This window comes from Comamonas sp. A7-5 (assembly GCF_039581385.1).
In the GTDB taxonomy this organism is placed as follows: Bacteria; Pseudomonadota; Gammaproteobacteria; order Burkholderiales; family Burkholderiaceae_C; genus Comamonas; species Comamonas thiooxydans.
The window spans coordinates 119,884-133,370 of the sequence record NZ_JBCPWO010000002.1; the positions used below are offsets into that span (position 1 = coordinate 119,884).

12 protein-coding genes are annotated in these 13,487 nt (G+C 64.5%); 5 read left to right on the forward strand and 7 right to left on the reverse strand.

Annotation, left to right across the window (positions count from 1 at the left end):
* Nucleotides 1-16: 16 nt before the first annotated feature.
* Nucleotides 17-670, reverse strand: coding sequence for a TetR/AcrR family transcriptional regulator (locus AAIL67_RS03510; RefSeq protein ID WP_063662118.1), 654 nt, complete (start codon nucleotides 668-670; stop codon nucleotides 17-19).
* A 244-nt stretch (nucleotides 671-914) separates the two neighbouring features.
* On the opposite strand from AAIL67_RS03510, the gene AAIL67_RS03515 reads away from it, so the two are divergent.
* The 4 genes from AAIL67_RS03515 (at nucleotide 915) to AAIL67_RS03530 (ending at nucleotide 6,158) form a co-directional block, all read left to right on the forward strand.
* Nucleotides 915-1,796, forward strand: a complete 882-nt coding sequence (locus AAIL67_RS03515) for a TauD/TfdA family dioxygenase (protein WP_343483413.1) — start codon at nucleotides 915-917, stop codon at nucleotides 1,794-1,796.
* Nucleotides 1,778-2,551 carry a class II aldolase/adducin family protein gene (locus AAIL67_RS03520; protein WP_343483414.1) on the forward strand — a complete coding sequence of 258 codons (774 nt, stop codon included), beginning with the start codon at nucleotides 1,778-1,780 and terminating at the stop codon, nucleotides 2,549-2,551. Before AAIL67_RS03515 ends, AAIL67_RS03520 begins: the two co-directional genes overlap by 19 nt.
* A 69-nt stretch (nucleotides 2,552-2,620) precedes the next feature.
* Entirely contained in the window at nucleotides 2,621-3,571 is a 951-nt protein-coding gene (locus AAIL67_RS03525) for a 2-hydroxyacid dehydrogenase (protein WP_063661950.1), read from the forward strand.
* Between the two features lie 103 nt (nucleotides 3,572-3,674).
* The gene (locus AAIL67_RS03530; RefSeq protein ID WP_343483415.1) at nucleotides 3,675-6,158 is read left to right on the forward strand and encodes a heavy metal translocating P-type ATPase; all 2,484 of its coding nucleotides are present in this window, start codon (nucleotides 3,675-3,677) and stop codon (nucleotides 6,156-6,158) included.
* A gap of 57 nt (nucleotides 6,159-6,215) precedes the next feature.
* Here AAIL67_RS03530 and AAIL67_RS03535 read toward each other — a convergent pair whose 3' ends face one another.
* The 5 genes from AAIL67_RS03535 to AAIL67_RS03555 form a co-directional block, all read right to left on the reverse strand.
* Nucleotides 6,216-6,923 (reverse strand): riboflavin synthase subunit alpha, encoded by a 708-nt coding sequence (locus AAIL67_RS03535; RefSeq protein ID WP_253232540.1) that lies wholly within the window; start codon nucleotides 6,921-6,923, stop codon nucleotides 6,216-6,218.
* A 93-nt stretch (nucleotides 6,924-7,016) separates the two neighbouring features.
* On the reverse strand, nucleotides 7,017-7,886 hold the full coding sequence (locus tag AAIL67_RS03540; protein ID WP_063662116.1) for a hypothetical protein: 870 nt from the start codon (nucleotides 7,884-7,886) through the stop codon (nucleotides 7,017-7,019).
* Nucleotides 7,887-8,029: 143 nt separating this feature from the next.
* On the reverse strand, nucleotides 8,030-8,209 hold the full coding sequence (locus tag AAIL67_RS03545; RefSeq protein WP_012836954.1) for a hypothetical protein: 180 nt from the start codon (nucleotides 8,207-8,209) through the stop codon (nucleotides 8,030-8,032).
* 194 nt (nucleotides 8,210-8,403) lie between these two features.
* A complete protein-coding gene (locus AAIL67_RS03550; protein ID WP_253232539.1) occupies nucleotides 8,404-9,642 on the reverse strand; it encodes a PLP-dependent aminotransferase family protein in 1,239 nt (412 codons plus the stop codon).
* Nucleotides 9,639-11,057 (reverse strand): VOC family protein, encoded by a 1,419-nt coding sequence (locus tag AAIL67_RS03555; protein WP_253232567.1) that lies wholly within the window; start codon nucleotides 11,055-11,057, stop codon nucleotides 9,639-9,641. Before AAIL67_RS03555 ends, AAIL67_RS03550 begins: the two co-directional genes overlap by 4 nt.
* A gap of 170 nt (nucleotides 11,058-11,227) precedes the next feature.
* On the opposite strand from AAIL67_RS03555, the gene AAIL67_RS03560 reads away from it, so the two are divergent.
* Nucleotides 11,228-12,145: a LysR family transcriptional regulator gene (locus AAIL67_RS03560; RefSeq protein WP_343483416.1), complete on the forward strand. Its 918-nt coding sequence runs from the start codon at nucleotides 11,228-11,230 to the stop codon at nucleotides 12,143-12,145.
* Nucleotides 12,146-12,270: 125 nt separating this feature from the next.
* Here AAIL67_RS03560 and AAIL67_RS03565 read toward each other — a convergent pair whose 3' ends face one another.
* Nucleotides 12,271-13,182, reverse strand: coding sequence for a transporter substrate-binding domain-containing protein (locus AAIL67_RS03565; RefSeq protein WP_063661943.1), 912 nt, complete (start codon nucleotides 13,180-13,182; stop codon nucleotides 12,271-12,273).
* Nucleotides 13,183-13,487: the final 305 nt, after the last annotated feature.

The following is a 13,487-nucleotide window of genomic DNA, read 5'->3' on the forward strand; positions in this document are numbered from 1 at the left end:
GTCGCGCTTTGTTTTTCTAGCCTCGCTTCACGCAGCTCATGGCCATGGCTACCAGTGCGTCGAGAAACTCGGGTGAGCGGGCCTGCTCCGGCACATCGTGCACGGCGCTGTGAATGATCTCGCGCAGGCCCTGGCCCAGCAGATAGGCAGCCAGTGGCAGGTTGTCGGTCTGTACCTGCGAGCCATGCATCTGCAGCAGTGGCAGCCAGGTGGTGTTGATGAATTCCTCCCGGCTGGCCTGCGGTGCATGCCACAGGCCCAGATGCAAGGCCGTGCGATAGCGCGTGTGGAAAGCATGGCTGAGCTGATGCAGGCGCTGCTCGACCCGAATCATGTTCGCAAAGATCTGGCGCAATATGGCTTCGAGCGACAGGCCCTGCAACTGCTCGCGCATCTGGAAAAGCTGCTCGGATTCCTGATCGAGCAGGCGTTCATACACTGCCGCAATCATGGATTCCTTGTTGGGAAAGTATTGGTAGATGGAGCCCACGGCAGCACCCGATACTTCTGCAATGCGATTGACCGTGAGAGCGTCCTCGCCCTCTTTTTCGAGAAGGCGCAAACAGGCTTCGGCAATGGCATCAACCAGCGCTCTGGAGCGCGCCTGCACAGGCTGTTTGCGCGGTTGCGGCAACTGGTCCTTGGGGCGTGGGGTGGTGGGCGCTTCCATGAAATGCAAGTCCTGTCTTCGGTTTATCTGTTGGCGCTGATTTTTGCTTTTTCCATCAATGACTTGCGATGTCTTTGAGGGAGCTGGAATGCGAGTGGAAAAATGCACTCCCTCTGCCTAGACTTTGTACCAGGCTGCTCACCATCCTAGCGCTAAGGAGCGGCCCGACAGAGCCTGAGGCAGACGCGGTGGAGGAGACAGAAGCGCTGCACTCGGGCGAGACATTCCATAGAGGAGAAAGCCCATGTCATCCCCCATCTCGGTTCAGATTCTCGGCCCGCGCATCGGAGCCGAAGTGCTGAAGCTTGACCTGGCAGACCCGTTGTCTGCGCAAACCTTGCAGGAGTTGGAAGCCGCCCTGCTCAGACATGAAGCACTGGTGCTGCATGTGCCCGATATGACGCCCGACCAGCATCTGGCGATTGCCCGGCATTTTGGCGAGGCCGAAGTCCATACCTTCTATCCCAATCTGGGCCAGGGCTATGAGCAGATCACAGTCATAGACTCCAAGCTCGGCGACCGCGCCGATATGTGGCACCACGACGAAAGCTTTCTGCCCAGTCCGCCCATCGTCACCATGACCCATGCGCGCATCCTGCCGCCCACGGGTGGAGATACCTGCTGGATCAGCATGACCAGTGCCTACGATGCGCTGTCGCCGCAGATGAAGCAGTACCTCGATGGTCTGAGTGCCTGGCATGACATGAACAGCCCCATGACGGCGGCGCTGCAGCATGGAGTCTGCACGCACGAGCGCTATGTGGAAGTGGTCGCGCAAAACCGTCGCCAGTTGCACCCCATGGTGAGAGTGCATCCGCTCACGGGGCGCAAGGCGCTCTACGTCAGCCCCACCTATGTCACGCATATAGATGGTCTGCCACAGGCTGAAAGCCGTGCCATCCTGGCCTATCTGCATGCGCACTGCATGCAGGTGGAGTTCCTGTTCAAGCACCGCTGGGTACTGGGCGATATGGTGATCTGGGACAACCGCAGCGTGGTGCACAACGCCATCATGGACTATGCGCCGCACCAGCGTCGCATGCACCGTGCATCGGTGTTTGCACGCCAGGGCGCTGCCGCCCAGAAGCACAACGGACAGGAGGCAGCATGCGCCACGACGGACTGAACCGGGAACTGCTGTCCAGATACGCGCCGCGCCCGGGCCGCAAGCCGCTGCTGCCAGCGCTCGGTGATCGCCAGCAGCTTGCGCTGCTGTGCCGCGTGCTCTCGCGCGAAGGCTATAACGACCATATCGCGGGCCACATCACGCTGCGCCTGGATGACGGCAGCTATCTGGCCAATCCCTGGGAGCTGACCTGGAGCGAGCTGACGGCCTCGGACATCCTGAGGCTGGATGCGCAAGGCCAGGTGATCGAGGGCGACTGGAACATCACTCCGGCCATCCGGCTGCACATGGACGTGCATGAAAAGCGCCACGATGTGCGCGTGGTCATCCACAACCATCCCGAATGGAGCTCGGTCTGGTCCGCCACGGGCAAGGTGCCGCCGGTCTATGACCAGACCTCGGCCCTGGTCGATACCGACCCCGTGGTCTATGACGAATACCGGGGCACGGTGGAGCAGCGCGAGCTGGGCAATGCCGTGGCCAGAGCATTGGGCCAGCAGAGCAAATGGGCGCTGCTGGCCAATCATGGTGCGCTGGTGGTGGGCGAGAGCATTCGACAGGCGCATCTGCGTGCCATCACGCTGGAGTGGCGCTGCCGCCTGGCCTGGCGGGTGCAGGTGCTCGGTGGCGGCACCCCCTTGAGCGATGCCGTGATCCAGGCGACCGGAGCGCGCACCGACCTCAACGGCTTTCCCTTCCTCTGGGAAGCCATGTGCCGCGAGGAAATCCGCCGAGACCCCAGCGTGCTGGACTAAGCCCGCTCTGGCTTCCCGCCCGCTGAGAGCGGGAAGCCAGGACTGCATCGATCTGCCGAAAGCTCTCTTATGTCCATTCATGAATCACCGCTCCCGCAGCGTCCCCGGCTGCTGCTGCACACGACGCTGACGCCAGCCATGCGCGAGAGACTGCAGCTGCAGTTCGAGCTGCTAGACGCGGCTGCGCTTGAAATCTCCCGCAGCAGCTCGCTGTCCGGCCAGGTGCGCGCCATGCTGTGCAATGCGCAGTCCGTCATCGGCAGCGAGCAGTTGCTGCAGTGGCCTGCACTGGAGCTGATCGTGGTCATTGGCGTGGGGATGGACGGCATCGATCTCGACGCCGCAGAGCAGATGGGCATCCAGGTGTGCAATACGCCAGCTATCTCTGCCGAAGATATCGCCGATCACACGCTGGCTTTGCTGCTGGCTACCACGCGCGAGATTGTGCAGGCCAATGAGTTTGTGCGACATGGTCGCTGGCTGCGGGGACGGTATCCACCCACCTTGCGCTTTTCGGGGCAGCGCATGGGCATCGTCGGCCTGGGGCGCATCGGCCGTGCTGTGGCCAGGCGGTCGCAGGCCTTTGATATGTCGATTGCCTATACGGGGCGTGCTCCCAAGAACGATGTGCCGTACCGCTGGTGCGGCAGTGTGCTGGAGCTGGCCGCAGATGTGGATTTTCTCGTGCTCTGCGCCAGCGGCGGGCCTGCAACCCGGGGGCTGATCGATGCCGAAGTGCTGCAGGCCCTGGGGCCGCAGGGCGTGCTGGTGAATGTGGGGCGTGGCTCCATCGTGGATGAAAAGGCGCTTCGGCAGGCGTTGCAGGAGCGCACGATTGCGGCTGCGGCGCTCGATGTGTTCGTGCATGAGCCGCAAGTGCCCGAAGCCTTGATGGATCTGCCCAATACGGTGCTGACGCCGCATATGGCAAGTTCCACACGGCATGGCCTGCAGGCCATGCTTGCGCAGGCCGAGTCGTACCTGCTCAAGCACTTCGGACTGCCCGAAATCACAGATTGAACCGCCGCATGTTTGCACCCTTGCTGCAGAGGTTTTTGCCGGGGGGTTGACCTTTACATGATGTCAATCTCTACAGTGGCCTTCAACGTGAATGGAGAACGCGATGAATGCACTGACCAAAAGCGGAGCCTTTGAGCTGTCTGTGGAAGGAATGACCTGCGCTTCCTGCGTGGGCCGGGTGGAGCGGGCGCTCAAGAAAGTGCCCGGTGTGCAGGAGGCCGTGGTCAATCTGGCCACGGAAAAAGCCAGCCTCACCGTGGCCGATCCGGCGCAGGCTGCGGCCATCCTGCCGCAGGCCGTGGCGGCGATTGAAAAAGCAGGTTATGCAGTACCCGCGCAAAGCGTGGACTTGCAGGTGGGCGGCATGACCTGCGCGTCCTGTGTGGGCCGCGTGGAGCGGGCGCTCAAGAAAGTGCCCGGAGTGCAGGATGCGGTGGTGAATCTTGCGACCGAGCGTGCCAGCGTGCAGCTGCAGGGCAGCGTGGATGTGAGCAGCTTGATTGCAGCGATAGAAAAGGCCGGCTATGAAGCCCAACCCGTGCTGCACAACGTTGCCGCAACCGGGGAGGACGCCGCAGCCCAGCGCCAGGCGCAGGAGCGCGAGTCGCTCAAGCGCTCGCTGATCTTTGCGACCGTGTTCGCACTGCCCGTGTTTCTGCTGGAAATGGGCGGTCACATGGTGCCCGCATTCCACCACTGGATTGCGGGCAGTATCGGCACGCAGAACAGCTGGTATATCCAGTTTGCGCTGACGGCCGTGGTGCTGTTCGGGCCGGGTCGGCGCTTCTTCGATAAAGGCGTGCCCGCCCTGCTGCGCGCTGCGCCCGACATGAATTCGCTGGTCGCCGTGGGCACCTCGGCGGCGTTTGCCTATTCGGTGGTCGCGACCTTTGTGCCGCAATGGCTGCCTGCAGGCACCGTGAATGTGTACTTCGAAGCCGCGGCCGTTATCGTGGCGCTGATCCTGCTGGGCCGCTTTCTGGAGGCGCGTGCCAAGGGCAATACCTCGGAGGCCATTCGCCGCCTGGTGCAGTTGCAGGCCAAGACGGCGCGCGTGCGCAAGGGCGGCCTGGTCCAGGAAGTCGATATCGCCCAGGTGCGTGCCGGCGATGTGATCGACGTGCGCCCCGGCGAGCGCATTCCCGTCGATGGCGAGGTCATCGAAGGCCGCAGCTTTGTCGACGAATCCATGATCAGCGGCGAGCCCGTTCCGGTCGAGAAGGCGGAAGGCGCCGAAGTGGTGGGCGGCACGGTCAATCAGAATGGCGCGTTGGCTTTCAGAGCCACCAAGGTGGGCGCCGATACGCTGCTGGCGCAGATCATCCGCATGGTGGAGCAGGCCCAGGGCAGCAAGCTGCCGATCCAGGCGCTGGTGGACAAGATCACCATGTGGTTTGTGCCGGCCGTCATGGCGGCGGCCCTGCTGACTTTTGTGATCTGGCTGGTCTGGGGTCCCGATCCTGCGCTGAGCTTTGCCCTGGTCAATGCGGTGGCCGTGCTCATCATTGCCTGCCCCTGTGCCATGGGGCTGGCCACGCCGACTTCCATCATGGTGGGCACCGGCCGTGCCGCGCAAATGGGAGTGTTGCTGCGCAAGGGCGAGGCACTGCAGCAACTCAAGGATGCCAGGGTGGTGGCGGTGGACAAGACCGGCACGCTGACCCGTGGCCGTCCCGAGCTGACCGACCTGGTGCTGGCCGACGGCTTTGAGCGCGGCGCGGTGCTGGCGCAGGTGGCTGCCGTGGAAGACCGCAGCGAGCATCCGATTGCGCGCGCCATTGTCGATGCGGCCAAGGCCGAGGGGCTGGAGGTTCCGGCCATCAGCGACTTCGCATCGGTGACCGGTTTCGGCGTGCGTGCCCTGGTGCTTGGCGATCAGGTGGAGATCGGTGCAGACCGCTTCATGCGCGAACTCGGCCTGAGCGTTGAGGGCTTTGCGGCCGAGGCCGAGCGCCTGGGCAGCGAAGGCAAGACGCCGCTGTATGCCGCCATCGGCGGCAAGGTGGCAGCCATGATTGCCGTAGCCGATCCCATCAAGCCCAGCACCAAGCCCGCGATCGATGCCCTGCACGCACTGGGCCTGAAGGTGGCCATGATTACCGGCGACAACCGCCACACGGCCGAGGCGATTGCCCGGCAGCTGGGCATTGACGAGGTGGTGGCCGAGGTCCTGCCAGGCGGCAAGGTCGAGAGCGTGAAGCGCCTCAAGGCCGAACATGGCACGCTGGCCTATGTGGGCGACGGCATCAACGACGCGCCGGCCCTGGCCGAGGCCGATGTGGGCATCGCCATAGGCACGGGCACCGATATCGCGATCGAGGCGGCCGATGTGGTGCTGATGTCGGGCGATCTTTCGGGCGTGCCGAATGCGATTGCGCTGTCCAAGGCCACCATGAAGAACATCGGCGAGAACCTGTTCTGGGCCTTTGCCTACAACGTGGCGCTGATACCGGTGGCGGCAGGTCTGCTCTATCCGTTCAACGGCATGTTGCTGTCGCCGGTGTTTGCGGCCGGAGCCATGGCGCTTTCGAGCGTATTCGTGCTTTCCAACGCGCTGCGGCTCAAGCGCTTCAAACCGGCTCTCTGAAAAGAGGGCATGGGGTGGGCGCCGGAAGATGTTCTGACGTTTGCCCCTGACCTGGGGCTATTGCTTGGGCAGTTGCGGCACATCCACGAAATCGTCGAGGCTCAGGCCTTTTTCCTGCAGCAGGGCTTCGAGCACGGGCTTGAGCCGGCCCAGGCTGGCTTCCACGGTTTCGCGCACGGTATCGACTACCACCTGGGTGCTGCGTTCGATCTCGATATTGACCAGATCGCCGACCTTCTTGTTGCCGAACACCGTCATGCGCAGGGTTTCGGGAATCAGCCAGACCTCGAACCAGCCTTCCTTGCGATTTACCTCGGCCACCGTCAGGCTGGCGCCGTTGACGGCGATATAGCCCTTGGCAAACACATAGGGGCGAAAGGCCTCGGGAATGCCGAAGCGGATCTTGTGGTTGGTCTCGGTCTGCATCACCTCCAGCAGCGGCGCCATGAAGTCCACATGGCCCGACAAGGGGTGGCCGCCAATCTCGGCACCGTCCCTGGCGGCGCGCTCCACATTGAGCGTGTCGCCGGCCTTGCAGCTGCCCAGCGTGGTGATGTTCAGGCTTTGCAGCATCACATCAAAGCTGGCGCTGGTGGGCGAGAGGTTTTCGGTCACCGTCAGGCAGACGCCGTCATGCGAGACGCTGGCGCCAATGGCCAGGTCCTGGCAGAAGCCTTCGGGGAACTCCATGATGAAGGTGCGCAGGCCGTCCTGGTCGCGCAGCGCGGCAATCTTTGCCACGGCCTGAATGATGCCGGTAAACACGGGGCAGACTCTCTTATCAACAGGCGGGCGCCGGGCGCTGGCCTTGGGTCAAAACGGCTATTTTGCCTGTTTGCCCGGTAACCCGGCCAGCGTCTAGGCGAAGGTCGGCCGGCCTTCCCAGAAGCCGCTGATCAGCGCCTCGGGCTTTTTGAGCGCACGCACCCAGGCGCAGTCGGGCCAGGCTTGCATCTGTACATTCATGCCGGCAAACACTCCATAGCCCGGGCCGGCCGCGATCTCGCCATCAGCCTGCAGGGTCTCGCCGCTGCGGATGCTGCAGGCCGCGCGGATATCGCCCTGTGCCTTGATACCCCAGCCGGCCTGAATATGGTTGCCGCACAGAATGCCGTCGTTGCCGGCAATGCCATGGCCTACATCGAGCAGGCCCTGCACCTCGATGGCGCCGCCTGCCTTCAGGCCCTTGCCGCAGTGCATATCGCCTTGCACCTGCACTTCCTGGCCGATATGGGCATTGCCCTTGAGCTTCACGTGGCTGCCGCCGCGCAGTTCCCAGCCGCAGCGCAGGTCTTCGGCGCGCAGCTCGCCCTCGACTTCCACGCTCCAGGCCGCCTTGATGCTGCCGCCGGCCTGGAGCAATTCACCGGCGAAGATGGCGCCGCCGCATTGAATCTCTTCGCCCGCTTCCAGCTTGCCCGCGCGTATTCCGCCGCCCGCCTCCAGGCTGCGGCCCACCAGCAACTGGCCGGGGACGCGCACATCGCCGTGCACGATCAGGGTGCCGGCATAGACGAAGTTGTCGGCCTCCAGGTGCTCGAGCTCCAGCACGCTGTTGGTGGAGCCGAAGTTCTCCAGCAGCCAGCGTGCATCTTCCACGCGGCCGGCGGCCACCTGGGTGTCCATGGCGGCCTGGTAGTCGCCGCCGGCCAGGTTGTTGCGCACAAACCAGCGGTAGCCCATGGCACATGGGTTTTTGCCGCGCAAGAAATTTTGAGTGAGTTCCATGTCCATGGCTGACCTCCGGATCGTCCTTTGAGCAAGATGCGGTGCGCGTGACAGTACGGACGCCTTAGGCGTGGACGTACCTCTCCCATGCACCAGGGAAATGCTGTTTGGGAAGGCCGTGCGGAGGATGTGAGCTGTGTGCTTCAAGCCATCCGCACGGCGGCGGAAAGCATGGCCGTGACACCGCTCAGGCTCACGAATGCGGTGGGAATGCCATGGCGGCGGGTGTGCAGCGCACGCAGCACGCAGGCACGCGCCGGCAGCTCTGCAGCAAGGGCAGAGCGGCGCAGGCGGGCAGCGGTGGACAGGTGCAGGCAGGCCATGGCTAAGAAGATGTCTGAGCCCCGATTATGCCGCGCGGCCCGGGCCGGTGCAGATGACCCCCTGCTTGTCCGTTGTTTCATGGCGCTGTGCATGGCCGGGCGCCGCGCAAGGGCCGCCCCGCAGCGTCGGTGCCGTCCCCTCCGGCGAAGCCAGAGAGGGGGAAGACGCGAAGCGGCACAGAGGGTGCTTTATCTCAGCGGCTTTGCGCGGCGGCCTGGCACAAGCGCTCTACGGCCTGCGCGATCTGCGGCACCTCGGGCGCGGCAAACGACATGCGCAGCGTGTGCAGGTCGGGATCGGCAGGATAGAAGGCCTTGCCAGGCACATAGATCACGCCCCGGGCCACGGCGGCGTCGAAGAGCTTTTGCGGATCTATGCTGCGGTCCAGCTCGGCCCAGACGAACATGCCGCCCGCGGGGCGCGAGCAGCGTATGCCGCTGTCCGGTGCAGCGTTCAGGCCCTGGACCAGGGCCTGCATGCGGCGCTGGTATTCCTGGCGTGCGCGCTGCACGGTGGCCGGGTAGCGGCCGCTGGCCAGATAGAAGGCAGCGACCGACTGCGTCAGCGGCGAGGTGCACAGATCGGCCGTCTGCTTGGCCACCGTGCAGCGGCGCAGCAGCGGTGCGTCGGCCAGCATCCAGCCCACGCGCAGCGCGGGGGCCACGGTCTTGGACAGGCTGGACAGATAGATGACGGGGTTGGAGCCGGGCTCGGCCAGCCGCTCGCCCGCGGCACGCACGGTGCCCGGCATGGCTTGGTGGATGCCGCTGGGTTCGTCGAAGCGCAGCTCGCCATAGGGATCGTCCTCGACCACCCAGAAGCCGTGTTGCCGGGCCAGTTGCACCAGGGCCTCGCGGCGTTCCTGCGCCAGCAGCGTGCCGCGCGGGTTGGAGAAGTTTGGCACGGTGTAGAGCAGCTTGGGGCGCTGGCCGGCCGGCAGTGTGTCCAGCAAATCGGCCAGGGCCTCGGTCTGCAGGCCTTGTTCGTCCATGGGAATGGGCAGGATGCGCGCCTGGGCAAGACGCAGGGCCTGCAGCGTGGCGGGATAGGCAGGCACCTCGACCAGCACCGTGTCGCCGGGCTCGACGAGCACGCGCACCAGCAGGTCAAAGGCCTGCTGCGATCCGGTGGTCACGAGGATGTCGGCGGCCGTCGCCTGCATGCCGCGCTCGCGCGCCTGCTGCGCCAGGGCCTCGCGCAGTTCGCCCAGGCCTTCGGTGGCGCCATACTGCAGCGCGCCGGGGCCCTGGGCCATGGCCTGCTGTGCAGCCTGGGCCAGGCCCTCGGCATCGAAGAGGCTTGGCGATGGATAGCCGCCGGCCAGCGAGATCATGCCGGGGCGCGAGAGATAGGGAAACAGCTCGCGTATCGGCGATCCCGCAGGCTCGGCAAACACCGCTGCAAAGGGCGCCAGTGTGCTGTCCCGACTCATGCTGTCGCTCCCGACAGCATTGCGAGAACCTGGGCCCTGGATTGCTGCTCGGAGGCCTCGTACAGGGCGATTTCATCATGCACGCGCGCGCCCAGCGCGCTTTCGAAGACCTGCTGCGCGGCATGGGCCTGGTATTGCTTTTGCTCCTCGCCGCCGAGGTTGGACTGGAAGATGCCGGCCGCGCTCACGGGTAGAAAATCTTCATAGGTAATCGGCTCGGCCTGCACCAGACCCCGGTCGATCAGTGCTTCCAGGTCTGCACCGGCAGGGCTTTGAGCAAGCGAGGCCTGAGCCTGCCCGGTCAGGCGGTAGCGGTAGAAGGCCAGGCCCTGGCGGCGCAATTGTTCGTGCGTATCGGGAAACTGCGTGAAGACCTGCTGCAGGCGGTGTGCATAGTCGGGCGCGGCGCTGCCCGCGCTGTCTATGCCGCGCACCAGGCCCAGCAGCTCGTCGTACAGGGCGCGGCCCTTGCGTGTCAGCGCGACACCGCGCTGCTCGATCTCGCCAAAGCGCGCGGTATGGGCGCCGGAACTGTCCGCGTTGGCGTCGGCATCGGTAAAGCGCACGGCCTCCTTGAGTGCCTTGAAGCTGGTCTGGCGCAGCAGGATGGGGCAGGCGCGCTGTGGCGGGCCTTCGACCACGTCCTTGGCATCCATGCCGCGCGTGGGCATATCGGCCTGGGCCATGTCTATGTCCAGCGTGCGTGGCGTCAGATGGTTGATGTGCGGGCCCTTGAAGCACACCACATCGGCCACCAGGCGGTGGGCTTGCTGCAGGGCCTTGTAGGTGGCGGCATCCACGGTGGCGTCGCTGTGCCAGCGGAAGGTCTCCAGGGCCTGCTGCACAAAGGCGTCGGCGTCGCTGCTGTCCAGGCCTCCGTCACGCTCGGCCTGGGCAATGAGCTCCAGTGCGCGTGGCGTGAAGATGCTGCGGCGCTCGAGGATCTCGGCGGCCTGCGCGCGCAGCGCTGCATCGGCAATCAGCTCCAGGCGCAGCAGCGAGGTGAAGACGCGAAACGGGTTGGCCAGCAGTGCCTCGTCGTGCACGGGGCGAAAGGCCGTGGAGTGCACGGGAACGCCGGCCACCGAGAGGTCGTAATAGCCCACGGGCTCCATGCCCATCACGGCGAACAGGCGGCGCAGCGTAGCCAGTTCCTCGGCCGTGCCCACGCGGATGGCGCCATGGCGCTCCACATCCAGGCGTTCGAGCTCGCCGCTTTTGCCCATGCGCTGGCGCATCTCGGGGTCGGCCTGCAGCGCCACGGCGTTGACATCGGCCACAAGGTCGATCAGGGTGCCGTATTGCGGCACTTCCTTGCGGTACATCTCGGACATGGCACGCGAGAAGCGCGTGCGGATCTCGTTGACGCTGACAAAGCGGGCTGCGGTGGAAGAGGCGTGGGGCGTGGCGCTCATTACAAAACAGAAGGGCAGGGGTTCGTGGGATGGCCGCGCCGCTGGCGGGGCCGCAGGAATATGCAGCATGTTCTGCGTCGTCATGACTTTGGTCAAACGATAATCCGGCCTGCAGGTCATACCCGGACGGAATGAACCTGCATCCGAATCCCTCCCACATCCTTGCCGCCATGCAGTTATCCCGTCGCTTTCTGCCCCCCATGTCCCTGCTCTGCGCCTTCGAGGCCTCGGCGCGGCACCAGAGCTTTACCGCGGCGGCCGCCGAGCTGCATCTGACGCAAAGCGCCGTCAGCCGCCAGATCCGCGCGCTGGAGGAGCGCCTGGGCACCGAGCTGTTCGTGCGCGAGCGCCAGACCGTGCGCCTGAGCGCTGCGGGCCAGGCCTATGCGCAGGAGATACGCGCTGCCCTGGCGCGCATCTCCAATGCCACGCTGGGCTTTCGCACCAATCCGCAGGGCGGCAGCCTGAACCTGGCCATCCTGCCGACCTTCGGCACGCGCTGGCTGGCGCCACGGCTGCCGCAGTTCTTCAGCGCTCATCCGGGCATCACCATCAATCTGACAACGCGGCTGTCGCAGTTCGATTTCCAGCTCGAGGCCGTCGATGCGGCCATTCATTTCGGCTTGCCGAACTGGCCGGGCGCGGAGCTGGAGTTCCTCATGAGTGAGACCGTGGTGCCGGCCTGCAGCCCCGATGTGGCGGCCCGCCATGGTTTTGCCCGGCCCCAGGACCTGCTGCGCGCGCCGCTGCTGCATCTGGCTTCGCGCCCCGACGCCTGGCAGCGCTGGTTCGGCAGCCAGGGCTGCCAGGGCGGCGATATGCAGGGCATGCTGTTCGATCAGTTCGCCACGGCGGCGCAGGCGGCAATTGCTGGCGTGGGCGTGGCGCTGCTGCCCAAGTTTTTGATCCAGCGCGAGCTGCAGACCGGCGATCTGGTCCAGGCCCTGCCGCAGCTGCCCGAGGTGGAAAGTGCTGAGCGTTACTACCTGGCCTGGCCGACCAGCCGCTCGGCCTATCCGCCGCTGCAGGCTTTCCAGGGCTGGCTCAAGCAGGTCGCGCAGGAGTTTGCTTGCTCTGTGCAGCTGTAATAAAAAAGGAGCTGTCAGCGCAGCTCCTTCAATGAATTCAGCTATGAATATGCCTGAAATGATTGCTCAAAAAGCGCAACTAGCTATCAATAAAGCATGACTCCAGGTGCAGGCTTGCGGTCGTTTCAGCTGTTGTAGGCTTCCAGCGGCTTGTCATTGGGCACTTGCAGCAACTGCTTGAGCGTCTCGCTCATGGGCAGGTTCAGCGGCATTTCCTTGGGTGGAATGGGCTGCATAAACCACTTGTCGTAGATCTTCGCCACCTCGCCGGACTTCATCATGCGCACCAGGGCATCGTCCACGGCCTTCTTGAAGCCGGGATCGTCCTTGCGCATCAGCAGCGCGATGGGCTCCGATCCCAGCGCCTCGCCCACGATCTTGTAGCCCCTGGGGTCCTTGGAGTTGGCGATCACGCCGGCCAGCAGATTGTCGTCAAGCACAAAAGCATCCGCGCGGCCCGACTCCAGCATCAGAAAACTCTCGAAATGGTCCTTGCCCAGCTGGGTCGGCAGCTTGACATTGTTGTCATGGCTGTATTTGCGCAGCAGCTGCACGGCGGTGGTCCCCGCCGAAGCTGCCACGGTCTTGCCGTCCAGCTGCTTGAACGAGGTCACGGGAGAGTCTGCGCGCACGGCCATGCGCACCTGGCTGACATAGGTGGTGACGGCAAACGAGACCTGCTTCTGGCGGCTGAGGTTGTTGGTCGTGGGGCCGCAGCCCAGATCCACCGTGCCGTTCTGCACCAGAGGCATGGTGTTCTGCGCGGTGATGGCCATGTATTCGATCTTGGCGCTGGGCGCGATCTGGGCCAGCACCTTTTCGCACAACTCCACGTGGTAGCCGGTGAAGCGGTGGTTGGCGCCTATGGCATAGGCCATGGGGGCCGAGCTTTCGCGCACGCCTATGACCACCTTGCCGGTCTTTTGCAGCTTTTCCAGCGTGCTGCCGGAGGCGGTCTGGGCCTGGACGCCGGAGGCGGCCATGGCGGCTACAAGGGCGGTACATGCCAGCGTTATGTTCGCGGTCATCAGGCGCATGGGGGAAGTCTCCTCGGGAAGTGGGCGTATCGAAAACGCAATGCAATTGTTGTGCGCTCGTCCATGGTGCCGCGCATTGCCTGCAGCCCATGAATCGGCAAGACCCGTTGCCGGAGCGGCCTGTTTGTCAAGATCCTGCATCAACTATCCGGCAAATGGCAGCGGTTTCATAACGATGAAACGGAAGAAGGTCATGCTTGCGGCGTATGACCCGGCAGCGCGTGTCCAGGTGCGGCAGCCGGCGTGGCAAAGCCATAGCGGGAGGGCTGACCGGGCTTTTTGGGTAATATCTGCGCCTGTTGCAC